This window comes from Streptomyces sp. NBC_01717, from assembly GCF_036248255.1.
GTDB lineage: Bacteria > Actinomycetota > Actinomycetes > Streptomycetales > Streptomycetaceae > Streptomyces.
This window is the reverse complement of the sequence record NZ_CP109178.1, coordinates 3,010,916-3,033,560: the sequence shown is the minus strand read 5'-3', so window position 1 is coordinate 3,033,560 and position 22,645 is coordinate 3,010,916. Positions and strand designations below refer to the sequence as shown.

The 22,645-nt window shown below is 68.8% G+C and carries 21 protein-coding genes and 3 pseudogenes; 21 read left to right on the top strand and 3 right to left on the bottom strand.

From position 1 onward, the window contains the following. Window positions 1-21 precede the first annotated feature (21 nt). The 14 genes and pseudogenes from lepB (at window position 22) to OHB49_RS13585 (ending at window position 13,476) form a co-directional block, all read left to right on the top strand. Window positions 22-774: a signal peptidase I gene (gene lepB, locus OHB49_RS13650; protein ID WP_329160518.1), complete on the top strand. Its 753-nt coding sequence runs from the start codon at window positions 22-24 to the stop codon at window positions 772-774. Beyond that, entirely contained in the window at window positions 764-1,252 is a 489-nt protein-coding gene (locus tag OHB49_RS13645; protein WP_030978824.1) for an NUDIX hydrolase, read from the top strand. Before lepB ends, OHB49_RS13645 begins: the two co-directional genes overlap by 11 nt. 64 nt (window positions 1,253-1,316) lie before the next feature. Beyond that, on the top strand, window positions 1,317-1,625 hold the full coding sequence (locus tag OHB49_RS13640; protein ID WP_003965949.1) for a DUF2469 domain-containing protein: 309 nt from the start codon (window positions 1,317-1,319) through the stop codon (window positions 1,623-1,625). Between the two features lie 130 nt (window positions 1,626-1,755). Further along, window positions 1,756-2,115 carry a YraN family protein gene (locus OHB49_RS13635; RefSeq protein ID WP_030978826.1) on the top strand — a complete coding sequence of 120 codons (360 nt, stop codon included), beginning with the start codon at window positions 1,756-1,758 and terminating at the stop codon, window positions 2,113-2,115. Beyond that, window positions 2,115-3,230: pseudogene (locus tag OHB49_RS13630) on the top strand (YifB family Mg chelatase-like AAA ATPase); the annotation flags it as partial. The gene OHB49_RS13635 and the pseudogene OHB49_RS13630, both read left to right, overlap by 1 nt. A 71-nt stretch (window positions 3,231-3,301) precedes the next feature. Further along, a complete protein-coding gene (locus OHB49_RS13625; RefSeq protein ID WP_329160517.1) occupies window positions 3,302-4,786 on the top strand; it encodes a site-specific integrase in 1,485 nt (494 codons plus the stop codon). Beyond that, the gene (locus OHB49_RS13620) at window positions 4,783-6,666 is read left to right on the top strand and encodes a hypothetical protein (protein ID WP_329160516.1); all 1,884 of its coding nucleotides are present in this window, start codon (window positions 4,783-4,785) and stop codon (window positions 6,664-6,666) included. Before OHB49_RS13625 ends, OHB49_RS13620 begins: the two co-directional genes overlap by 4 nt. Then, complete coding sequence (locus OHB49_RS13615) at window positions 6,663-8,771, top strand: hypothetical protein (protein WP_329160515.1); 2,109 nt, start codon at window positions 6,663-6,665, stop codon at window positions 8,769-8,771. The genes OHB49_RS13620 and OHB49_RS13615 overlap by 4 nt, the downstream gene beginning before the upstream one ends. Beyond that, the gene (locus OHB49_RS13610; protein WP_329160514.1) at window positions 8,768-9,235 is read left to right on the top strand and encodes a hypothetical protein; all 468 of its coding nucleotides are present in this window, start codon (window positions 8,768-8,770) and stop codon (window positions 9,233-9,235) included. The genes OHB49_RS13615 and OHB49_RS13610 overlap by 4 nt, the downstream gene beginning before the upstream one ends. Before the next feature lie 84 nt (window positions 9,236-9,319). Then, on the top strand, window positions 9,320-9,631 hold the full coding sequence (locus OHB49_RS13605; protein ID WP_329160513.1) for a hypothetical protein: 312 nt from the start codon (window positions 9,320-9,322) through the stop codon (window positions 9,629-9,631). A gap of 322 nt (window positions 9,632-9,953) precedes the next feature. Then, a pseudogene (locus tag OHB49_RS13600) lies at window positions 9,954-10,469 on the top strand (ATP-binding protein); the annotation flags it as partial. Continuing rightward, complete coding sequence (dprA, locus tag OHB49_RS13595) at window positions 10,466-11,746, top strand: DNA-processing protein DprA (RefSeq protein WP_443079522.1); 1,281 nt, start codon at window positions 10,466-10,468, stop codon at window positions 11,744-11,746. The pseudogene OHB49_RS13600 and the gene dprA, both read left to right, overlap by 4 nt. Window positions 11,747-11,988: 242 nt before the next feature. Beyond that, the gene (gene whiG, locus OHB49_RS13590) at window positions 11,989-12,825 is read left to right on the top strand and encodes an RNA polymerase sigma factor WhiG (RefSeq protein WP_030978833.1); all 837 of its coding nucleotides are present in this window, start codon (window positions 11,989-11,991) and stop codon (window positions 12,823-12,825) included. 93 nt (window positions 12,826-12,918) lie between these two features. Continuing rightward, window positions 12,919-13,476, top strand: coding sequence for a TetR/AcrR family transcriptional regulator (locus OHB49_RS13585; protein ID WP_329166467.1), 558 nt, complete (start codon window positions 12,919-12,921; stop codon window positions 13,474-13,476). A gap of 212 nt (window positions 13,477-13,688) precedes the next feature. Here the strand turns inward: OHB49_RS13585 and OHB49_RS13580 are convergent. Next, window positions 13,689-14,069: pseudogene (locus OHB49_RS13580) on the bottom strand (peptidoglycan DD-metalloendopeptidase family protein); the annotation flags it as partial. Window positions 14,070-14,428: 359 nt separating this feature from the next. Here OHB49_RS13580 and rpsB point away from each other — a divergent pair. The 5 genes from rpsB to OHB49_RS13555 all read left to right on the top strand — a co-directional run bounded on the left by rpsB (window position 14,429) and on the right by OHB49_RS13555 (window position 19,073). Then, window positions 14,429-15,370, top strand: coding sequence for a 30S ribosomal protein S2 (rpsB, locus tag OHB49_RS13575; RefSeq protein ID WP_329160512.1), 942 nt, complete (start codon window positions 14,429-14,431; stop codon window positions 15,368-15,370). A 102-nt stretch (window positions 15,371-15,472) separates the two neighbouring features. After that, window positions 15,473-16,309 (top strand): translation elongation factor Ts, encoded by an 837-nt coding sequence (tsf, locus tag OHB49_RS13570; protein ID WP_329160510.1) that lies wholly within the window; start codon window positions 15,473-15,475, stop codon window positions 16,307-16,309. Between the two features lie 160 nt (window positions 16,310-16,469). After that, the gene (gene pyrH, locus OHB49_RS13565; RefSeq protein ID WP_030928369.1) at window positions 16,470-17,246 is read left to right on the top strand and encodes a UMP kinase; all 777 of its coding nucleotides are present in this window, start codon (window positions 16,470-16,472) and stop codon (window positions 17,244-17,246) included. A 181-nt stretch (window positions 17,247-17,427) separates the two neighbouring features. Beyond that, window positions 17,428-17,985, top strand: a complete 558-nt coding sequence (gene frr, locus OHB49_RS13560; RefSeq protein ID WP_030928366.1) for a ribosome recycling factor — start codon at window positions 17,428-17,430, stop codon at window positions 17,983-17,985. After that, a complete protein-coding gene (locus OHB49_RS13555) occupies window positions 17,985-19,073 on the top strand; it encodes a phosphatidate cytidylyltransferase (protein WP_329160508.1) in 1,089 nt (362 codons plus the stop codon). The genes frr and OHB49_RS13555 overlap by 1 nt, the downstream gene beginning before the upstream one ends. 187 nt (window positions 19,074-19,260) lie before the next feature. On the opposite strand, the gene OHB49_RS13550 is transcribed toward OHB49_RS13555, so the two are convergent. Together OHB49_RS13550 and OHB49_RS13545 are read right to left on the bottom strand one after the other, a co-directional pair. Further along, window positions 19,261-19,482, bottom strand: coding sequence for a hypothetical protein (locus OHB49_RS13550; RefSeq protein WP_329160507.1), 222 nt, complete (start codon window positions 19,480-19,482; stop codon window positions 19,261-19,263). Between the two features lie 38 nt (window positions 19,483-19,520). Next, the gene (locus tag OHB49_RS13545; protein WP_326605987.1) at window positions 19,521-19,862 is read right to left on the bottom strand and encodes a DUF6233 domain-containing protein; all 342 of its coding nucleotides are present in this window, start codon (window positions 19,860-19,862) and stop codon (window positions 19,521-19,523) included. A 207-nt stretch (window positions 19,863-20,069) separates the two neighbouring features. Here OHB49_RS13545 and rlmN point away from each other — a divergent pair, with 207 nt between their 5' ends. Further along, window positions 20,070-21,176 carry a 23S rRNA (adenine(2503)-C(2))-methyltransferase RlmN gene (gene rlmN / locus OHB49_RS13540; protein ID WP_329160506.1) on the top strand — a complete coding sequence of 369 codons (1,107 nt, stop codon included), beginning with the start codon at window positions 20,070-20,072 and terminating at the stop codon, window positions 21,174-21,176. Window positions 21,177-21,401: 225 nt separating this feature from the next. Beyond that, entirely contained in the window at window positions 21,402-22,532 is a 1,131-nt protein-coding gene (locus tag OHB49_RS13535; RefSeq protein WP_329160505.1) for a thiamine ABC transporter substrate-binding protein, read from the top strand. The last annotated feature ends 113 nt before the right edge of the window (window positions 22,533-22,645 follow it).

Here is a 22,645-nt window from a genome sequence, read left to right as displayed (position 1 = left end):
CTCCGAGTGGGGGACGCTGGGATGAGTGGAACAGGACGTACGGGTGACGGCCACGGCCGGCTCGGCAGCATGCTGTCGGGGCTGGCCGTGGCTGTCGGCCTTGTGCTCTTCCTCGGCGGGTTCGCCTGGGGCGCGCTGGTGTACAAGCCGTACATCGTGCCGACCGAGTCGATGACGCCGACGGTGAATGCGGGAGACCGGGTCCTCGCGGAGCGCGTGGACGGCAGCGAGGTGCGCCGCGGCGACGTGGTGGTCTTCACGGACCCGGCATGGGACAACAACATGCCGATGGTCAAGCGGGTCGTCGGAGTCGGCGGTGACAAGATCGCCTGCTGCGAGAAGAGCGGCCGGCTCACCGTCAACGGCAAGCCCATCGATGAACCGTATCTGCAGACAGAGGGCCTCGCCTCGGTGAAGAACTTCACGGCGAACGTGCCCAAGGGACAGCTCTTCCTTCTCGGGGACGAGCGCAGCGGCTCCCTGGACTCCCGGGTCCATCTGGACGACCCGGGACAGGGGTCGGTGCCGCGCAGCGACGTGCAGGCCAGGGTGGACGCCATCGCCTGGCCGATGGACGGCATGATCGAGCGACCGCAGACGTTTGCCGCTCTCCCCGGTGGGGTGTCGGCCCCCGGCCCCCTGAAGCTTCAGCTCGGGGCCGTGGTGGCGGGCGTGGTTCTCATCTTCGGAGGCACCGCGTACGGTCCGATCGCCGCGCGGTCCGCACGCAGGAGGAACGGGCAGGACCGAAGGGTGCCTGCTGGTGCCCACTGAGAAGCGGAAGGTGGCTCGGGTGGTCCTGCTCGACCCCGACGACCGCATTCTGCTGGTGCACGGATATGAACCGGAGGACCCCACGAGCACCTGGTGGTTCACCCCCGGCGGTGGGCTGGAGGGTGACGAGAGCCGGGAGCAGGCGGCCCTGCGCGAGCTGTCCGAGGAGACCGGGATCACCGATGTCGAGCTGGGTCCGGTGCTCTGGCAGCGGATCTGCTCGTTCCCGTTCGACGGGCGGCGGTGGGATCAGGACGAGTGGTACTTCCTGGCACGTACGACGCAGACCACGACGGACCTGAGCGGGCTGACCGGGCTGGAACAGCGCAGTGTCGCGGGTCTGAGGTGGTGGACCTCCGCCGAACTGTCGGTGGCGCGTGAGACGGTGTACCCGACCAGACTCGCCGAGCTGCTGCGCACGCTGCTCGAAGAGGGTCCGCCGCGTACGCCACTGGTTCTGGCCCCCGAAATCGCCTAAGCGTCCAGGGGTGCCGGAGCCTGGCGCACAATAGGTGGACGCACGGCTGAAGGGGAACATGCCAATGAGCGCCGAGGACCTCGAGAAGTACGAGACCGAGATGGAGCTGAAGCTCTACCGGGAGTACCGCGATGTCGTCGGTCTGTTCAAATATGTGATCGAGACCGAACGGCGCTTCTACCTCACCAACGACTACGAGATGCAGGTGCACTCGGTCCAGGGTGAGGTGTTTTTCGAGGTATCCATGGCGGACGCCTGGGTCTGGGACATGTACCGGCCCGCCCGATTCGTCAAGCAGGTACGCGTGTTGACGTTCAAGGACGTCAACATCGAGGAGCTCAACAAGAGCGACCTCGAACTGCCGGGCGGCTGAGCCGCCGAGGGCGTCCCTCCGGTCGGTCCCCCTCACGGGTGGCCGAGTTGTCCACAGTCGCCGAGTTGTCCACCAAGATCCACCGGTCGGGGTCGGACAGGACAGAGTCGGTGCCGGAGGTGGTGCCGATATGAACGCACGGGGGGCACTCGGGCGATACGGCGAGGATCTGGCGGCGCGGCTGCTGATCGATGCCGGCATGGCCGTACTGGCACGGAACTGGCGCTGTCGCGCCGGTGAGATCGACATCGTCGCCAAGGACGGCGACGCGTTGGTCGTCTGCGAGGTCAAGACCCGCAGGGCAGGGGCGTTCGAGCATCCGATGGCGGCCGTCACCCCGGTCAAGGCGGACCGGCTGCGACGGCTGGCCGAGATCTGGCTCGACCTGAACGGCGGTCCGCCGCCGGGCGGGGTGCGGATCGACCTGGTCGGCGTGGTGGTGCCGAGGCGCGGAGCGCCGGTCGCCGAGCACGCGCGGGGGGTGGCCTGATGGGGTTCGCGCGGGCGTGTTCCGTGGCGCTGGTCGGCGTCGACGGCGTGGTCGTGGAGGTCCAGGCGGACCTGGAGCCCGGGGTGGCGGCGTTCACCCTGGTCGGGCTGCCGGACAAGAGCCTGGTGGAGAGCCGGGACCGGGTCAGGGCCGCAGTGGTCAACTCCGGGGCCGAGTGGCCGCAGAAGAAACTCACGGTCGGGCTCTCCCCGGCCTCCGTGCCCAAGGGCGGCAGCGGATTCGACCTGGCCGTGGCGTGTGCCGTGCTGGGCGCGGCCGAGCGGATCGCCCCTGCGGCCATGGCGGATGTGGTGATGATCGGGGAGCTCGGGCTCGACGGCCGGGTGCGGCCCGTGCGCGGAGTGCTGCCCGCTGTACTCGCCGCGGCGGAGGCCGGGTACCGCAAGGTCGTCGTGCCCGAACAGACCGCGGGTGAAGCGGCGCTGGTGCCGGGGGTGTCGGTCCTCGGGGTACGGAGCCTGCGGCAGCTGATCGCCGTGCTCAGCGACGAACCGGTGCCCGACGAGCCGGAGATCCGCGAGGAAGGGCGGCCCGACACCATGCTCGCGGGGCTGATGGTGCCGGGCGCGGGCATCGGTACCGGACTGGCGATGGGCTCCGCGCAGGGCGACGGACACCGGCCGGACCTGGCGGACGTCGCAGGCCAGGAGACGCCGCGAAAGGCCCTGGAGGTCGCTGCGGCGGGCGGTCACCATCTGCTGCTGTCCGGACCGCCGGGCGCCGGCAAGACCATGCTGGCCGAGCGGCTGTCCGCCATTCTGCCGCCGCTGACCAGGCAGGAATCCCTCGAAGTGACCGCGGTGCACTCGGTGGCAGGCATCCTGCCCCCTGGCGAACCGCTGGTCTCCCGGGCGCCGTACTGCGCACCCCACCACTCGGCGACCATGCAGTCGCTGGTCGGCGGAGGCAATGGACTGCCGCGGCCCGGTGCGGTCTCGCTGGCCCATCGAGGTGTGCTCTTTCTGGACGAGGCACCGGAGTTCTCCGTGCGGGCCCTGGACGCGCTGCGCCAGCCGCTGGAGTCGGGGCATGTGGTGGTGGCGCGCAGCGCCGGCGTGGTGCGGCTGCCCGCCCGCTTCCTGATGGTGCTGGCTTGTGCATAGCCGGTCACTGACCGGTGTAGCTTCCGCGGGTGCTGAGCAGATCGACGTGGAGCGTGCACTTCGTGAGCCGGGACCTTCCCGAGCCCGCGACCCGGCCGTACTTCCTGCAAGGACTGCCCGACGACCATGAGTCCTGGCTGGATCAGCTGGGGCTGCCGGACGGCCTGCCGTTCCTGCTGTCTCCTCGATTCGAGTACGACGCCGTGTTGAACTCGTACTTCTTTCAGGCGAATCTCCTGACCGCGCCGTGGAACAGCAACGCCAATCGTGCGCGCGCCCTGGCCCGCTGGCTGAACTTCCTGACCGTCGCACGGGCTGGCACGTCGTGGCGGTCGGCGACGGAGGCCGATCATCTTGCGTTCCACCAGTGGCGTCGGCGGGACGATGACGGGCCCGGAGTGATGGGCGGCACCTGGAATCAGGAGGTGTCGCTGGTCAACCAGTTCTACGAGTGGGCCGTCCGCCGCGGCTATGCCGCCGAGGTTCCGATCCCGCAGCGGGCACGCAGGCCGGCGCCGATGGGGTCAGTGGTTGGTGGCCGGGAGACGGGCTCGGTCCCGGCGACCTACGCCCACGACGAAAACGGGGAACGGATCGAGTGGATGACGCCGATCGCCTACCGGCTCTGGCGGGACGTCGGACTCCGCGGCTATGGCACGGACGGGCTGCCCTCGCCACGGTTCCGCGGCCGCTGGGCGGCAAGGAACGCGACCTTCACCGACTTCATGGTTCGGACTGGTCAGCGGCTGTCTGAACAGGCCCATCTCACGGTCTTCGAAATTCCTATGGGCTCCGGGCTGGGCGGCTATCAGCGGTTCTGGCTGCCGGGGACGATCGCAAAGAACCACTCGGCCCGGTGGATCTACGTCCCGCACAGCGTCGTCCAGGAACTGGTCGCCTACCTGGAATGGGACCGGGCCGACGTGGTTGAGGCCGCCCGAGCCGCTGGCCGCTACCAGCGGATTCGGCGCCCACTGGTGATCGAGGACCCGCAGCGTCCGGAGGTGGTCCGTCGGTGGACCGCGGGCAGCAGCCACCGGCTGCGGCTGCGGGACCTTAGCCCGGCGGCACGGCGACGGCTGATGCGGGAGACCCCGGACGGCCTGGAACCGGCGATGCTCTGGCTGAACGAGGACGGCCTGCCGATGTCGGTGTCCGGCTGGAAGGCGATGTTCGCCGCGGCCAACGACCGGTGCCGGCGGGCCGGAGCGCCGGTGGCAGCACACGCCCATCTGCTGCGCCATTCCTTCGCGGTGGTCACCCTCGAGCAGCTGCAGCGAGCCCACATCGCCCAGCTCGGCGAGCTCAGTGACAACCAGCGCGGCCACTACGTCCGGATCTTTGGTGACCCGCTGGACTGGGTTCGCCGCAGGTTGGGGCACGTCTCGGTGGTCACGACGCTCATTTACCTGCATGCCCTACAGGAACTTGAGATGGAGACACGCATGGCTCTGGTCCCCGACACCTGGGAGGACCCTCGCGACACCCCGCTTTCCGAGCTTGCTGGCGACGGAACCGAGGCCGAGCCCGTGAGGGACGGACGATGACCCGCGGCCGCGGCCGCGGCAGCACCGGGCCGGGCCGCGCGGCCGCCTTACCGCACGGCGAGTACACCCCAGCGTCCTCAGTGCAGACGGGGCCGGCAGGGCAGACCGTCGTGCTCTTCCAGGGCGACGACGGACGACAGGCACGATTCGGCGTCGCCTCAGTGCCCCTGGAGGGCTGGCGCATCCCCCTTGCCGAGGCCTTCGCCCAGCGAATCGGCCCGGGCGGCGGACTGCGGACGATGACCTCGGCCACGCATTCGTGGGGCTCACTCATGCGGTTCATGACATTCCTGGCCTCCCACCTCAGCCCTCCGACCAGGCCCGAGGACCTCACTCCGGGACATGTCGAGGCCTTCATCCAGCACCGGACGGCCGCCACCACCGAGTTCTCGGCCCTGGGGGACTGGCAAGCGGTCAAGCTCGTGCTCGGGATGGACAGCATCGGCCCGCGGCTGTCCGCCACGACGCAGGAGATGGTGAATCAGCGGCGCCGAAGGCCGAGAGGTTTCGGGGTTCCGGGCTACTCCGACGGCGAGTTCGCCCGGCTGCTGGCCGCCGCGCGCGCCGACGTCGCAGGAATCCGCGACAGGATCCACGCCGGCGAACAACGGGTACTCCTTCATCGCCACGATCCTGCGGGATCGCGGGACAACGAACGATGGCTCGCGGCCACCCTCGCGGACATGGCCGACACCGGCCGCGTCCCGAGACTGAGCGGACCCGACTTCATGCGCCGGCGGATCGACCTTGCCGAAAACCTCTACGTCGTCCTGCGTGACCTGCCGCCGATCATGGTGCTGATGGTCGCGATGACCGAACGCAACTCCGAGACCATCAAGGAACTCCCAGCCGAGCACCGGATCCTGGACGGACGGGCGGTGGAACTGACGGTGACCAAGCGCCGCCAGGGACAGCGCAAGTGGTTCAAGACGGTCACCTGGGAGATCGGCCCGCCGGAACGGGCCCTGCACACCCCCGGCGGCCTCTATCTACTGCTGCACGGCCTGATGGCCCGCAGCCGGCAGGCCTGCGGCTCCGACCGGCTGATCTGCGTCTGGAGGAACATCCACAACGGGCAAGTCGACGCCACGGCCGAGCACCTACATCCGTTCGCCAGCAAGCTCTGGGGCGCCTCCATGCTCCCGTCACAGTGGGCCGCGAACCGTCAGCGTCCCGTCCTCGCCGACACCACCGAGGGCGCCGAGCCGGAGCCCCTGCAGGTGAAGCTCAACCGGGTCAAGACCAGCACCGAGGTCCGCCGCACCCGCCGGTTGGGCGGCCATCTGCCCTCGGCGGCGAAGACGAACAGCCTGCCCGTCCTCTTCCGCAACTACCTCGGCAGGGATCCGATCGTCCTCGACTGGGCCGACCAGGTTCTCGGCGAGGCCCTGGTCGACGCCGAGCAGGCGGCCCTGCGAGCCCACCAACAGGTGCTGAACGCCGCGGGAGGCGGGCTGCAGGTGGTCACCGGGCCGACTGACGCGGACGTCCTCCACCGCGACGCGGGCCTGTCCCCGGCGGCCGCCCGGCAGGCGGCCGCCGGGGACCTGGACACGGGCTGGACAGCATGCGGTGACCACGACCGGCACCCGGCCACCCAGAGCCGATGCGAGGCCTCGTTCCTCGAGTGCTTCCACTGCGGGAACTGCCTGGTCACCCGCGACCACCTGCCTAGGCTGCTGGCCCTGACCGACGCTCTTACCGAACGTCGCCAGCAGATGGACGAAGGGCAGTGGTGGTTTCGCTATGGCCCCGCCTGGGTCGCCATCCGTTACGACATCCTCGCCAAGTTCAGCGCCGCCGAACTCGCTGAAGCTGAGCTTCGCAAGCCCGCCGACGCCATGTTGGATCTGATCGAAGACCCCTGGGAAATGCCATGACCTTCCTTCAGCTGTCCACGGCAGCGACTTCGAACTCGGCTCCAGACCCGTTCGTTCTCCACGGCCGGCCCTTGCGTCCCGGCATTGATCTGGCGGAGACCTCCCGCTTCAGCGACGAGGTCTGGCGGCTGCGGCCGGCGCTTCACATGAAGGGCCGCCGGGCCCTCATCCTCGACTTCCGCCGGATCCCGGAGCCGTTCCGGCCGACCGCCAAGCAACTGTGTTACACGATGCTCTCCGGCCCGCTCCCACCCGGAGAGCGACGCGGCGCGATCGACAGCATCTACGTGCTCCTCGCGGAGCTCATCCGCTTCTTCAGATGGCTGGACGAGCGGCCGCACCCGCGATGCCGCTCGTTGTCCACCCTGGTCGGCTCCGACCTGCTGGACTACCAGCACTACCTCCTCGCGCAGTTCCCCGAGTCGTGGACTGCTCGTCAGCGAGCCCGCGCGAAGGTCCGCAAACTCTGGCACTGGCGCCAGTGCCTCGATGATCCGCTGTCCTTCGACCCTTGGCACGTCGACGGCTGGGGAGAGCAGAAGGGCGAGCGCCGCCGCGAGAACGCCACCGACCGCATCCCGGAGGAGGTGTTCGGGCCGCTCTTCGTCTGGGCGACGCGGTTCATCGATGACTTCGCCGCGGACATCCTTGGCGCAGATCAGGAGTGGCAGCGACTCCGCTTCAGCCCGCCCGCCCTTTCGGGGAAGCCTGACAGCGAGCAAGACCGCGCGATCAGGGACATGCTGCAGACCTACATCAGCAGCGGCCGCCCCTTGCCGGGCTGGAACGGCGGCGTCAACCTGCTCTTCCTGGCCCAGCAGATCGGCTGCAACCGGAGCCTCTTCGACCGCCGACACCGCCGCCGCTGGCTCGACTCACTGCTCGACGAAACCGTCTCCGCCGTCGGCGTCTCGACGAGCGCATCCCTGGACATCTACATCCAGGGAACGCTCGACGGATCCTCCTGGATCTCCGAGATCGTCACCGACCAGAGGCTCTGGAACAGCCTCGCGATCGTCGCCCGGCACCTCCAGACGGCGGCTTACGTGATCACCGCTTTCCTCAGCGGCATGCGCGACAGCGAGATCAAGGAACTCCGTCGGGGCTGCCTGCGCGTCGAACGCGACACCGACGGCAAGCCCTACCGCTGGAAAGTCGCCAGCCTGGCCTTCAAGGGCGAGGACGATTCCCGAGGCGTCCCGGCGACCTGGAACGTCGGCGAACGGGCGGCACGAGCCATCGCAGTTCTCGAGGCCCTCCAGCCCGCCAGCATCGACCTGCTGTTCACCCGCCTCCCGCACAGCTGCGGCAGTCGCCGAGTTCGCGATGAGCAAGCGCTGGTCGCCAGCACCACGAACACGCGCCTCAACGAGTTCGTGGACTGGGTGAACGGCTATTGCCATGAGCACGAACGAGGCGACGCTATCCCCACCGTCAACAGCCGCACCTTCCGGCTGCAGAGCTCGCACTTTCGCCGGACCCTGGCCTGGTTCATCGCTCGCCGCCCAGGCGGATCCATCGCCGGAGCCCTGCAATATCGGCACCACTGTGTCCAGGTCTTCGAGGGTTACGCCGGCACCAGCGACAGCGGCTTCCGCGCCGAGGTCGAAAGCGAGCAGGCCCTTGCCCGCGGCGAGCACCTGCTGACCATGATCGACGCCCACGAGCACACCGAACTCGCTGGCCCCGCAGCGGACGAAGCAGCCCGCCGACTGGAAAACTTCGGGCACCGCGCTCGCTTCCAGGGCACCGTCGTCACCGACGAACGACGACTCAAACGGATCATGGGCCGCGACGACCCTGCCGTCTATCCCGGCATCTACATCACCTGCGTTCACGACCACAAGAAGGCCCTTTGCGAACGCGCCCGCCGCGGACGAGCCGAAGGCCTCCCAGACCACGGCCTCTGCCAGCCACTCGCCTGCCGCTGCGTTGCCCTGACCGGCGACAACGTCACCGCATGGCGCCAGGAGGTCGACCGGATCGACAGCCGACTGGCCACCCGTCCCGCGCCACCGCCCCTCCTGCAGCATCGGCTCAACCAGCGCCAAGCTGAGATCGAGAACTTCCTGAACCGCCACACCGGACAACCGGAACTCACATGACCCGCCGGGTCGACATCCCCTCCGAAGCCCGAGTCCGGGCAGCCCTGGAAGAACTCCAGCAGCAGGCATCCAACAACGGCACCCGGCCCAGCGTTCTCGCCCTCACCCGCCGGCTCGGGATGCGCAACACCACGTTCCGCCGCCACTACCCCGACATCGCCAGGGAGATCTCGACCCTCCGGGCGGAGCCGACCGACTCGAAAGACGCCAGCTTCCCCAGCCGATTCGACACCCTCGTGGCCAGAAACTCCAAGCTCAAACGCAGAAACCGAGAACTGACCGACCACCTCACCTTGGCTGCCGCCCGCATCCAACGGCTGGCACTCGAGAACCAACAACTGAGGCAGGAACTCGAAGCCGCAGCCAACGTCACCAGGCTCAACACAATCCCCAACAGGCGTGACACGGAGCGAGCTAATTATCGTCAATCCAGCACCCTGACCAGGGGGATTCTGGACCGCTGAGCACGACAACTGTTGTCAGATTCGCATCGTTCTTGGCGTCTACCGCGCTTATTGCACGGAACGGGTTGTTGTCATGGCAGCCCGTTGACGCTTGTGGCCCTGGCAGTGAAAGATTCGATCATGCTGCTTCTTGCCGGTCAGAGCGACCCCGTCGCGGGCGCTGTCTTCCTGTTGGTCTGGGGGCTCGCAGCGATCTTCATGGGGGGAGCCTTTGCCACGAAGAGAGGGGCTGCTGGGATTCATGCCCTCGTAGTGAACGGCCTGGAGGGGAACCCCCGGCAGCAGGCCAAAGCCCGCACCGTGCCTGAGAGCTTCCTGCGCTTCGTCGGCGGGTTCATGGCGATCTGCGGGATGGTGGCGGTGCCTGTTTCCGTGGTCATGCTGACCCGCGGCTAACCTCCCTGCGGCGGACCCCCTGAACACCTCAGGCAACGACTTCGCCTGACCGTCACCGATCAACAGGGCCCGGCGACCTTCGGTCGCCGGGCCCTCACATGTGCTCTTCGCCCCCCACATCTCCCACTCACTTCAAGCTGCAACGAAGTGGGGGGAAGAGCGTCCTTGGCCGAGTTCAGAGATCCTCATCAGTGAGGGCTCAAACCGCTGCGGTTGATGAACGTGAACAGCAAGCGCGGCACACCTATCGTGCTCAGGCTCAAGGCGGCATCCAACCGACTGAGAGAAGGGTCAACGGTCAACCTCAAACCCTGTCCACAAGCTGGCCGCCAACCCGTGTCCGTGCGGACGCCACACCCTCACCGGCGCCGCCTGCGAATGCCCGCCTTCGTCGGTCCGTCGCTATCAGGCGAGACTCTCCGGGCCCCTGCTCGACCGGGTGGATCTGCGTGTGGTCGTCGCTCCGGTCACCCGTGAGGACCTGATGGGGCGGGGCGGCCGCGGCGAGTCGACGGCCGATGTCGCCGCCCGGGTACGGGAGGCCAGGTCGCGGGCGGCGGACCGGCTCACGGGCACACCCTGGACCACCAACAGCGAGGTCCCCGGCCATGAGCTACGGACCAGGCTGCTCGCGGCGCCGGGGGCGCTCATGGAGGCGGAGCGGGACATGGAGCGCGGACTGCTCACCGCGCGGGGACTGGACCGGGTCCTGCGGGTGGCATGGACCCTCGCAGATCTGCGCGGCGCCGATCGCCCGGAGGCGTTCGACATCGCGGTGGCCCTGGAGCTGCGGACGGGGATTTCGCGCGGGGCCTCGGTGCTGGACCGGGCTTCATGACGCCGGGCGGCCTCGACGCCGGACCGGGCATCAGGGCGCTGGACGGCCTTGACGAGGGACAGGGCATCAGCACGCCGGGCGTCCGGGAGCGGAGCCGGGAAACAGGATGGGCACGACCGGCGGTGGGCGACCGGGAGCGCCTGGCGCGGGCCGCCCTGACCCGCGTCCTCGAGCCGGGCGACGAACGCGGGGGCCGCTGGCTGCGCGAAGTCGGTGCCGCCGAACTGATACGGCGGATCACGGCCCGGGACGGGACCGCGGAACAGCTTCGGGGCATGACGGCGAAGCGGCTGGCCGGCTACCGGTTGCGGGCCGAGGCCGTCGACCCCGAGCGGGACCTGGCGTCGGTCGCCGCCGTGGGCGGCCGCTTCGTCTGCCCCGGCGACCGTGAGTGGCCCAGCCAACTCGACGACCTGGGCGACTCCCGGCCGACCGGCCTCTGGGTTCGGGGCCGGCCCGATCTGCGGCTCTGGGCGCTGCGCTCGGTCGCGGTGGTCGGCGCCCGGGCGTGTACTCCGTACGGGGCACATATGGCGGCGAGTCTCGGGGCAGGGCTGGCGGAGCTGGGCTGGGTGGTGGTCTCGGGCGCCGCGTTCGGGGTGGACGGGGCGGCCCATCGCGGCGCCCTCTCGGCCGGCGGGGCGACCATGGCGGTGCTGGCCTGCGGGGTGGACGTCGCCTATCCCCGTGGGCATGCCGAGCTGATCGGGCGCGTGGCGGAACAGGGGCTGGTCATCGGAGAGCTGCCACCGGCCGATCATCCGACGCGCAGCAGATTCATCCTCCGGAACCGGGTGATTGCCGCGTTGACCCGGGGGACGGTCGTGGTCGAGGCCGAATACCGCAGCGGCTCACTGGTCACCGCACGCAGTGCGCAACGGCTGGGCCGGTTCACCATGGGCGTGCCGGGTCCCGCCACCAGCGGTCTGTCGGCCGGGGTCCACGAACTCCTCAGGGGCGAGGGAGTCCTGGTCACCGACGCCGCGGAAGTCGCCGAACTGGTGGGGGAGATCGGTGACCTCGCCCCGGCCCGGCGCGGCCCCGTGCTTGCCAGGGACCTGTTGGACGCCGCCTCCGCCCGGGTTCTCGACGCCTTGCCCTCCCACGGCTCCGTCAGCGGAAGGGACATCGCCCGCACCGCGGGAACGAGCGCCGACGAAGCACTCGGCCGATTGTACGAACTGCACTCACTGGGGTTCGTCGAACGCGCCGGCGAAGGCTGGCAGTTGACGCCGCGCCCGACACGCAATGGCGGCCCGCGGCGAGGCGGTCCTTGACCTGGAGCATTCGGGTGAAAAGGTGATGCCGATGACCTCGGCGGATCCTTCAATGACGCCTCCGGGACCGACCCACGCGGTGACGGTTCCGGAGCGCAGTCATGTCCATTCGTCCGGAAGTGCCCGGCGCCGATCCTCTATCCTTCGCGCACCGCAACACTTCAGTCACGCTACGCTCACAAGGATTCCGGCCCAGACACAAGTCCCCCAGCAGTCCACAGCAGAACGGCTCAAGGCACCACATGCCCCAGCACACCTCCGGGTCTGACCGTGCGCCAGTACCACCGGCTGCGCGTGGCACTGTGCGCCCTCCTGCCCCTTCGTCGCTCGACGAGTTGTGGCGTTCGTACAAGTCCACGGGCGACGAGCGGCTGCGGGAGCAGCTGATCCTGCACTACTCGCCGTTGGTGAAGTACGTCGCGGGCCGGGTGAGCGTGGGACTGCCGTCCAACGTCGAGCAGGCGGACTTCGTCTCCTCCGGAGTCTTCGGACTGATCGACGCGATCGAGAAGTTCGACATCGAACGGGCCATCAAGTTCGAGACGTACGCGATCACCCGCATCCGTGGCGCGATGATCGACGAACTCCGGGCGCTGGACTGGATCCCGCGCTCCGTGCGGCAGAAGGCACGGGCTGTCGAGCGCGCCTACGCCACGCTGGAGGCGCAGCTGCGGCGTACCCCCTCCGAGCCGGAGGTCGCCGCAGAGATGGGCATCACGCTGGAAGAACTGCACGCGGTTTTCAGCCAGTTGTCGCTGGCGAACGTGGTCGCGCTGGAGGAGCTCCTGCATGTCGGCGGCGAGGGCGGTGACCGGCTGAGCCTGATGGACACGCTGGAGGACACCGCCGCCGACAATCCCGTGGAGGTTGCCGAGGGCCGTGAGCTCAGACGGCTGCTCGCCCGGGCGATCAACACACTCCCGGACCGCGAGAAGACGGTCGTCACCCTCTACTACTACGAGGGCCTCACCCTCGCCGAGATCGGCAACGTGCTCGGGGTGACCGAGAGCCGGGTCAGCCAGATCCACACCAAATCGGTGCTGCAGCTTCGCGCGAAACTGGCCGACGCCGGACGCTGAGACGGTGTCCGGCCGGCGATCGGTGCCGCACGTCCCCCTCTCCCACAGGTGCCGCCGTAGAGTGGAGCCGTGCCCAGGATTCGAGCGGCCTCCGTGGCCGAGCACCGGACCATGCAGCGCGGCGCCCTCCTGGACGCCGCCCGATCCCTGCTGTCCGAGGGTGGTACGGAGGCGTTGACCTTCCCCGCTCTCGCCGAGCGCACAGGCCTCGCCAGGTCCTCCGTCTACGAGTACTTCCGCTCCCGCGCGGCCGTCGTCGAGGAGCTGTGCGCCGTCGACTTCCCCGTCTGGGCGGCCGAGGTCGAGCACGCCATGGAGCGGGCCGGGACCCCTGAGGGAAAGATCGAGGCGTATGTGCGCCGCCAGCTCGACCTGGTCGGGGACCGGCGGCACCGGGCGGTTGTCGCCATCTCCGCGAGCGAGCTGGACGCGGGCGCACGCGAGAAGATCCGGGCCGCGCACGGCGGGCTGATCGCCATGATCGTCGAGGCGCTCGGCGACCTCGGCCACGAGCAGCCGAGGCTGGCGGCGATGCTCCTGCAGGGTTCGGTGGACGCCGCCGTGCGCCGTATCGAGCTGAGCGTGGCAGAGGCACCGGACGTGATCGCGGATACCGTTGTCGCCATGGTCCTGCGGGGCGTCAAGGGCTGACGCCCGGACCGGAGGGCCGCGGTGGCGAGCAGCGCGGCAGGGGCCGCGTATCCGATGGCGCCCGGCGTGTCCGGCCTCGGTTCCGGTACGCCGACCACAGGCAGCAGCCGGGACGGGCCGCGTCGAAGCAGTGACGGCGGCAGCAGGGTCAGCGGGTCCAGATATGCGTCACCGCGCCGCAGCCCCCAGTGCAGACACCCGGACGCACAGTGGAACGGTCCGGCCTCCAGGACTGCGACCACCTGCCCCGCGACGGCCTCCTCGCCCTTCTCGACCAGCGCGCGCACCGGCTCGTAAGTCGTGCGCAGCGGCTGATCACCCGTCCCCGCCACCTCGATCGCGACAACCCCGCGCCCCGCGACGCGCCCTGCGAACGAGACGCGGCCGTACGCGGCGGCGCGCACCGGCGCACCGGGCCCGGCGGCGAGATCGACGCCACGGTGCCCCCGTCCATAGGCACTGGCCGGCGGTTCCCACCCCCGTACGACCGCAGGGCGCCCCTCGAGCGGCCACACGCGCTCGGTGCCGGGCCCGGAGTCGGCAGCGGTGGCGGCGTGCGCACCGCACAGCAAAGTGAATACGGCCAGGGCCATCGCCGCGAGCAGGGTCCGCGCCCGACAGGGACGGCTCGGCCCACCGCGCCGGGCACCAGGCGGTTCAGGTGTGTATCGCATGACCGGAACCGTCCCGCATCCGGCGGATCCACGGGGATCACGGACCGGATCTGTGGACTACCGGCCGGTTGTGGACATCGCCGTCACCCGGCACCCGACGGGTCCCGTACACTTCTTGTGGCGATCCGGGTCACCGGGTCGACTTCGCACGCCCCGCCACCTCCCTCTCTGCGGACGGTGGCCGCGCTCCTCGGTCCCTAGTGGCACGGCGCGTCGGGGCGTCAGGCGCGACAGCAATCCTGCGGTCGCGACAACCGAGCACCTCAAGGAGTACGGCCATGGCCGTCGTCACGATGCGGGAGCTGCTGGAAAGCGGCGTCCACTTCGGTCACCAGACCCGTCGCTGGAACCCGAAGATGAAGCGCTTCATCTTCACCGAGCGCAACGGCATCTACATCATCGACCTGCTCCAGTCGCTGTCGTACATCGACCGCGCCTACGAGTTCGTCAAGGAGACCGTCGCTCACGGCGGCTCCATCATGTTCGTGGGTACGAAGAAGCAGGCCCAGGAGGCCATCGCCGAGCAGGCGACGCGCGTCGGCATGCCGTACGTCAACCAGCGTTGGCTCGGTGGCATGCTCACCAACTTCTCCACCGTCTACAAGCGCCTTCAGCGTCTGAAGGAGCTCGAGCAGATCGACTTCGAGGACGTGGCCGCCTCCGGCCTCACCAAGAAGGAGCTCCTGGTCCTCTCCCGCGAGAAGGCCAAGCTGGAGAAGACCCTCGGTGGTATCCGCGAGATGCAGAAGGTGCCCAGCGCCGTCTGGATCGTCGACACCAAGAAGGAGCACATCGCCGTCGGTGAGGCGCGCAAGCTCCACATCCCGGTCGTCGCGATCCTCGACACCAACTGCGACCCCGACGAGGTCGACTACAAGATCCCGGGCAACGACGACGCGATCCGCTCCGTCACCCTGCTCACCCGCGTGATCGCCGACGCCGTCGCCGAGGGCCTCATCGCCCGTTCCGGCGCCGCGACCGGCGACTCGAAGCCGGGCGAGAAGGCCGCCGGCGAGCCGCTCGCCGAGTGGGAGCGCGACCTGCTCGAGGGTGAGAAGAAGGACGACGCCGAGGTGCAGACGTCCGCCGAGACCGAGAAGGTCGCGGACGCCGCCGAGACGCCGGCCGAGGCCGCTGCCGAGGCTCCGGCCGCTGCCGAGGCTCCGGCCGCTGCCGAGGCTCCGGCCGAGGCTCCGGCCGCGGACGCCGAGCAGGCCTGACCACTGCGTCACGGCTGAATGACGGCGGGGGCCGGTGCCACAAGCACCGCCCCCGCCGTTCACCCGTAGATCTTTCAGACTTCGAGAGAGAATCACAGACTCATGGCGAACTACACCGCCGCTGACGTCAAGAAGCTCCGTGAGCTCACCGGCGCCGGCATGATGGACTGCAAGAAGGCGCTCGACGAGGCCGACGGCAGCGTCGACAAGGCCGTCGAGGCCCTCCGTATCAAGGGCCAGAAGGGCGTCGCCAAGCGCGAGGGCCGTTCTGCCGAGAACGGCGCCGTTGTCTCCCTCATCTCCGAGGACAAGACCTCCGGCGTCCTGCTCGAGCTCAAGTGCGAGACGGACTTCGTCGCCAAGGGCGAGAAGTTCCTCGCCGTCGCCGACGCGCTCGCCGCCCACGTCGCCGCGACCTCGCCGGCCGACCTGGCTGTGCTGCTCGCCTCCGAGATCGAGGCCGGCAAGACCGTCCAGGCGTACGTCGACGAGGCCAACGCCAACCTCGGTGAGAAGATCGTCCTGGACCGCTTCGCGCAGTTCACCGGCGGTTACGTGGCTGCGTACATGCACCGCACCATGCCCGACCTCCCGCCGCAGGTCGGCGTGCTCGTCGAGCTGGACAAGGAGAACGCCGAGGTCGCCAAGGACGTCGCGCAGCACATCGCCGCCTTCGCCCCGAAGTACCTCAACCGCGACGAGGTCCCGGCCGAGACGGTCGAGAACGAGCGTCGTGTCGCCGAGGCCACCTCTCGCGAGGAGGGCAAGCCGGAGGCCGCCCTTCCGAAGATCGTCGAGGGTCGCGTCAACGGCTTCTTCAAGGACGTCGTCGTCCTGGAGCAGGCCTTCGCCAAGGACAACAAGAAGTCTGTCCAGAAGGTCCTGGACGAGGCCGGTGTCACCCTGAAGCGCTTCTCGCGCATCAAGGTCGGCATCTGAGTCCGTCCGCGAAAAACGGTGGACCCCGATAGGGTCTAGTGCAGTCGTACGGCCGCACACCTGCCGTACGACCGCAGATCTGACGAGGAGGCCATTGCCGCTGAGGGACACCAGACCCACCGGCAATGGCCTTCTTCGTATGTGCACGAGGAGAAACTCCATGAACAAGGGCGCGGACGCCGCAAAAGGTGACCAGAAGCGCGAGGACGGCAAGGTGCCCGGGCGCTTCATGCTGAAGCTGTCCGGCGAGGCGTTCGCCGGCGGCGGGGGGCTCGGTGTCGATCCCGACGTCGTACACGCCATCGCCCGGGAAATCGCGGCGGTCGTCCGGGGCGGTGCCGAAATCGCGGTCGTCATCGGCGGCGGCAACTTCTTCCGCGGCGCCGAGCTCCAGCAGCGCGGCATGGACCGGGCGCGCTCCGACTACATGGGCATGCTCGGCACCGTCATGAACTGCCTCGCGCTCCAGGACTTCCTGGAGAAGGAGGGCATCGACTCCCGGGTCCAGACCGCCATCACCATGGGCCAGGTCGCGGAGCCGTACATCCCGCTGCGCGCCGTGCGCCACCTGGAGAAGGGCCGCGTCGTCATCTTCGGTGCCGGTATGGGCATGCCGTACTTCTCCACCGACACCACTGCGGCCCAGCGCGCCCTGGAGATCGACGCCGAGGGTCTGCTGATGGGCAAGAACGGTGTGGACGGTGTCTACGACTCCGACCCCAAGACCAACCCCGACGCGGTGAAGTTCGACGCTCTGGAGTACAGCGAGGTGCTCGCCCGCGATCTCAAGATCGCCGATGCCACCGCCATCACGCTCTGCCGTGACAACCGGCTGCCGATCCTTGTCTTCGAGCTCACCGCGGCCGGCAATATCGCCCGTGCCGTCAAGGGTGAGAAGATCGGCACGCTCGTGAGCGACCAGGGCACCCGGGCCTGAGAACCGGGGGACCGCTCCGGGGGACCCCGGTGCAGTCCCGGGTCTCTTCGGGAACACTCCTGGAGAGGCCCCGAAGGATGGACAACGGCCTGCCGGTCGGACACCGTGCAGGTGAGGACGCGACGCAGGACCCGCCGGGCCGGAGCAAGCCGGGCCCACTCTAGACACGCAGGAGCACGTGGTGATCGAAGAAACCCTCCTCGAGGCCGAGGAGAAGATGGAGAAGGCCGTCGTGGTCGCGAAAGAGGACTTCGCCGCGATCCGCACCGGCCGTGCGCACCCGGCGATGTTCAACAAGATCGTCGCCGACTACTACGGCGCGCTGACCCCGATCAACCAGCTGGCCTCATTCTCGGTTCCCGAGCCGCGGATGGCCGTCGTGACGCCGTTCGACAAGAGCGCCCTGCGCAACATCGAGCAGGCGATCCGCGACTCCGACCTCGGCGTCAACCCGAGCAACGACGGCAATATCATCCGGGTGAACTTCCCGGACCTCACCGAGGAGCGTCGCCGCGACTACATCAAGGTCGCGAAGACGAAGGCCGAGGACTCCAAGATCTCGATCCGGGCCGTCCGCCGCAAGGCCAAGGAGACCCTGGACAAGCTGGTCAAGGACAAGGAGTCCGGCGAGGACGAGGTGCGCCGCGCCGAGAAGGAGCTCGACGACACCACTGCGAAGTACGTCGCGCAGGTCGACGAGCTGCTCAAGCACAAGGAAGCCGAGCTGCTCGAAGTCTGATGAACGACTCTTCCTGGGGCGCCCCGCAGGCCGGCTACTGGGGTGTGCCCGAGATGCAGGCCGCTCCGGCGGGTCCTGCATACGATGTGCATGACGCCCAGCACACTCGGCCCATGCCCATCGTGCCTGACGTTCCCGACGCAGGTAGAGACGCTGACGACCGTGACGCCCGTGACGAGCGGGACGGGGGAGCCGCCCGCCGGGGCGGTGGCCCCCTGTTCCGTGACGAGAAGCCGCAGGAGCCCATGTCCACCCCGCCGCCCCCGCAGAAGAAACGTGCGGGCCGTGATCTGCGAGCCGCCATAGGGGTCGGCGTGGGGCTCGGTGCCGTCATCGTCGCCTCGCTCTTCATCGTCAAGGCCGTCTTCATCGGCGTGATAGCGATCGCCGTCGTCGTCGGCCTCTGGGAGCTCACCTCCCGGCTGGAGGAGCGCAAGGGCATCAAGGCGCCGCTGGTACCGCTCGCGGTCGGCGGCGCGGCGATGATCGTGGCCGGCTATGTCCGCGGCGCCGAGGGCGCGTGGGTCGCGATGGCGCTGACCGCCCTGGCGGTGCTCGTCTGGCGGATGACCGAACCGCCGGAGGGGTACCTCAAGGACGTCACGGCCGGAGTCTTCGCCGCGTTCTACGTACCGTTCCTGGCCACCTTCGTCGCGATGCTGCTGAGCGCGGACGACGGGCCGCAGCGGGTCCTCACCTTCCTGCTGCTGACCGTGGTCAGTGACACGGGGGCGTACGCCGTCGGCTGGCGCTTCGGCAAGCACAAGCTCGCGCCGCGGATCAGCCCCGGCAAGACCCGCGAGGGCCTGTTCGGGGCGGTCGCCTTCGCGATGGTCGCCGGTGCGCTGTGCATGGAGTTCCTGATCGACGGTGGCAGCTGGTGGCAGGGTCTGCTGCTCGGCCTCGCCGTCGCCGCCAGCGCCACCCTCGGCGATCTGGGTGAGTCCATGATCAAGCGGGATCTCGGGATCAAGGACATGGGCACGCTGCTGCCGGGTCACGGCGGGATCATGGACCGGCTGGACTCGCTGCTGCCGACCGCTCCGGTGGTCTGGCTGCTACTGGTGCTTTTCGTCGGCTCCAGCTGAACAGTCGGTTCGTCACCCATCCTGACCTGTGTTTTTACGAGTGAGGGTCCGTTGTCCACAGGGCGGCTGGCCCTCACTCTTCTGTCTGCGAGACTGCAAGAACCATGCCAGAGCCCGGTGCATGGAAGTAGCCAACCGGCGATCCAACTCCTGTAGCGGGTGTCAGCCCACCTGTGGGCCGGCAGTCTCATTGGCAGAGGCCCGCGCCGTAGTCGTGTGGGCTGCCGCCCTGCCATTGCACCCATCGTGGGTCGTCCAGTACGTCACCGGCGTCGGGCAGGCCGGCGCGGCGTAGGAACTCGATCACGTCGTTGTCGCTGCGGGCGAGGCCCGCGACCTGGGCGCGGATGGTCACCCGACGGCCACCCGTTCCGGCTGGGCGATGGATGACGATGGGTGCTTCGCTCATGTCCTCAGGTGTGTCCTCAGGTTCTGACGGTCTTCGGTTCACAGCACTCCAAGCTCTCTGTCCGGCCGGCAGTAGGGGCAGGCCGTGATGCCGTCTTCCGCGAGCGCACGCAGGGCCTGCTCCCGGGTCATCGGTTTCGTTCTCTTGCCTCCCATGCCGCAGTCGCCGGTGTGGACGGCGTCGGCATGGGACGTGCCGCCCGCGCGCTGCAGGGAGAGTTTCCAGTCGGGTGCCGGCGGCGGCAGGGTGCGTGCTGCCCGGGCGGCTGCGGCCTCGCGTTCTTCCAGCTCGGCGATGGTCCGATCGGTTCGGCCGAGCTGGTACGCCTGCCACTCGCGCACGATGCGCAGGCGATCCAGACGAGAGAGGTTTTCGGACACGTATTCGATTCTAGGTCTCGGTGGGCTGCTGTGCGTACCACTCGCCTTTGGTGCGATCGGTCACTGTCGTGCGCGCGGTCCGGGCCGTCTGTGGGCCGTCAACGGCCACCTACAAGGGCCAATGCGACCGGTCGCGGTCGAGCCTCGTCCCGCCTGAGCCGGCGAAGGCCGCTGGTACCACGGCGTGTCTGCAACACTGGAGGAACCATGCCTAAGCCCGGAGAACTCACTTTCGTCGCGCCCCGCGGAGCCAAGAAGCCGCCGCGGCACCTCGCCGACCTCACGCCCGCCGAGCGCAAGGAAGCCGTCGCCGCGATCGGCGAGAAGCCTTTCCGTGCGCAGCAGCTGTCGCAGCACTACTTCGCGCGGTACGCGCACGACCCGGCGGAGTGGACCAACATCCCGGCCGGTTCGCGGGAGAAGCTCGCCGAGGCGATGTTCCCCGACCTGATGTCCGTGGTCCGGCACATCAGCTGTGACGACGACACCACCCGTAAGACGCTGTGGAAGCTGCATGACGGGACGCTGGTCGAGTCCGTCCTCATGCGGTACCCGGAGCGGGTGACGATGTGCATCTCGTCGCAGGCCGGATGCGGGATGAACTGCCCGTTCTGTGCGACGGGGCAGGCCGGTCTGGACCGCAATCTGTCGACCGCCGAGATCGTCCACCAGATCGTGGACGGCATGCGGGCGCTGCGCGACGGAGAGGTGCCGGGCGGGCCCGCGCGGCTCTCCAACATCGTCTTCATGGGCATGGGCGAGCCCCTGGCCAACTACAAGAGGGTGGTCGGCGCGATCCGCCGGCTGACCGACCCCGAGCCGGACGGCCTCGGTCTGTCGCAGCGCGGGATCACCGTCTCCACCGTGGGTCTGGTGCCGGCCATGCTGCGCTTCGCCGACGAGGGCTTCAAGTGCCGGCTCGCGGTCTCGCTGCATGCACCGGACGACGAGCTGCGGGACACGCTCGTTCCGGTCAATACGCGCTGGAAGGTGCGCGAGGTGCTCGACGCGGCATGGGAGTACGCGGAGAAGTCCGGCCGCCGGATCTCCATCGAGTACGCGCTGATCCGCGACATCAACGACCAGGCCTGGCGTGGTGACGTGCTCGGCCGGCTCCTCAAGGGCAAGCGCGTGCACGTCAACCTGATTCCGCTGAACCCGACGCCCGGCTCGAAGTGGACGGCCTCGCGGCCCGAGGACGAGAAGGCCTTCCTCGAGGCGATCGCCGCCCACGGGGTGCCCGTGACCGTGCGGGACACCCGTGGTCAGGAGATCGACGGTGCGTGCGGGCAGCTGGCGGCATCCGAGCGCTGAAAACGGCCCGTGTAATCTGGGCCGAAATCAATTTCATATTCCGACAGGGGAGCGCCACAGCGCTGAGAGTGCGGCACCGATGACAGGCTGGCCGCAGACCCTCTGAACCTCGCCCGGGTCATTCCGGGTAGGAAGTTCGGTCATCAACTCATGCTGTTGCGCCCTGCCCGCCTCCCGGCGGGCAGGGCCGCGTCTCTTCCTGGTCAAACCCAGGAGGAATCAACAATGAGCACCACCAGTACCACCAGCACCACACGCCGCACCAAGCAGCTTGCGGCGACGGCCGTCGCGGCCGCGCTCGGTGTCACGGCACTCGCCGGCTGCGGCAGTTCCGACGGCTCGGCCTCCGGGTCCGGCGGCACGAAGGGCTCCGGGTCCAAGACCGTGACCCTGGTCAGCCATGACTCCTTCAACGCCTCCAAGGACGTACTGAAGGCGTTCACCGCGGAGACCGGCTACACCGTCAAGGTGCTCAAGAGCGGTGACGCCGGTGCCGCACTCAACCAGGAGATCCTGACCAAGGGTTCGCCGCGCGGCGATGTGTTCTTCGGCGTCGACAACACGCTGCTCTCCCGCGCCCTCGACAACGGTCTGTTCACGCCGTACGAAGCGAAGGGCAGCGACCGGGTCGCGGCCGACACCCAGCTGGACGCGGCCAAGCACCGGGTCACGCCGATCGACACCGGCGACATCTGCATCAACTACGACAAGAAGTACTTCGCGGACAGGAAGCTCGCGCCGCCGACGACCTTCGACGACCTGGCGAAGCCCACGTACAGGAACCTTCTCGTCACGGAGAACGCCGCGACCTCGTCGCCCGGGCTCGGCTTCCTGCTGGGCACCGTCGCCACCTACGGCGAGAACGGCTACCAGGATTACTGGAAGAAGCTGAAGAGCAACGGCGTCAAGGTCGTCGACGGCTGGGAGCAGGCGTACAACGAGGAGTTCTCCGGCTCCGCGGGCGGTAAGAAGGCCAAGGCCGACCGGCCGCTCGTCGTGTCGTACGCCTCCAGCCCGCCGGCCGAGGTGCTGTACGCGAAGCCGCAGCCGACCGAGGCCCCGACGGGGGTCGCGACCGGCACCTGCTTCCGCCAGATCGAGTTCGCGGGGCTGCTGAACGGCGCGAAGAACGAGGCGGGGGGCAAGGCTCTGCTGGACTTCCTGATCAGCAAGAAGTTCCAGGAGGACATGCCGCTCAACATGTTCGTGAGCCCGGTCACCAAGGACGCGAAGCTGCCGGAGATCTTCACCGAGTTCGGCGCGACGGTCGACAAGCCGGCCACCGTGGCCCCCGACACCATCGCCAAGAATCGTGAGCAGTGGGTCCAGTCGTGGTCCTCGCTCGTAGTGAAGTAGCGAAGACGCCCGCACCCGGCCCGGGCAAGCGCGAGGAAGGTCCGCGCGCCCGGCCGGGGCGCGTGAGCGCCGCGCGCCCGAGGGCGTGGCGCGGGGGCGCGGTGCGGCTCGGA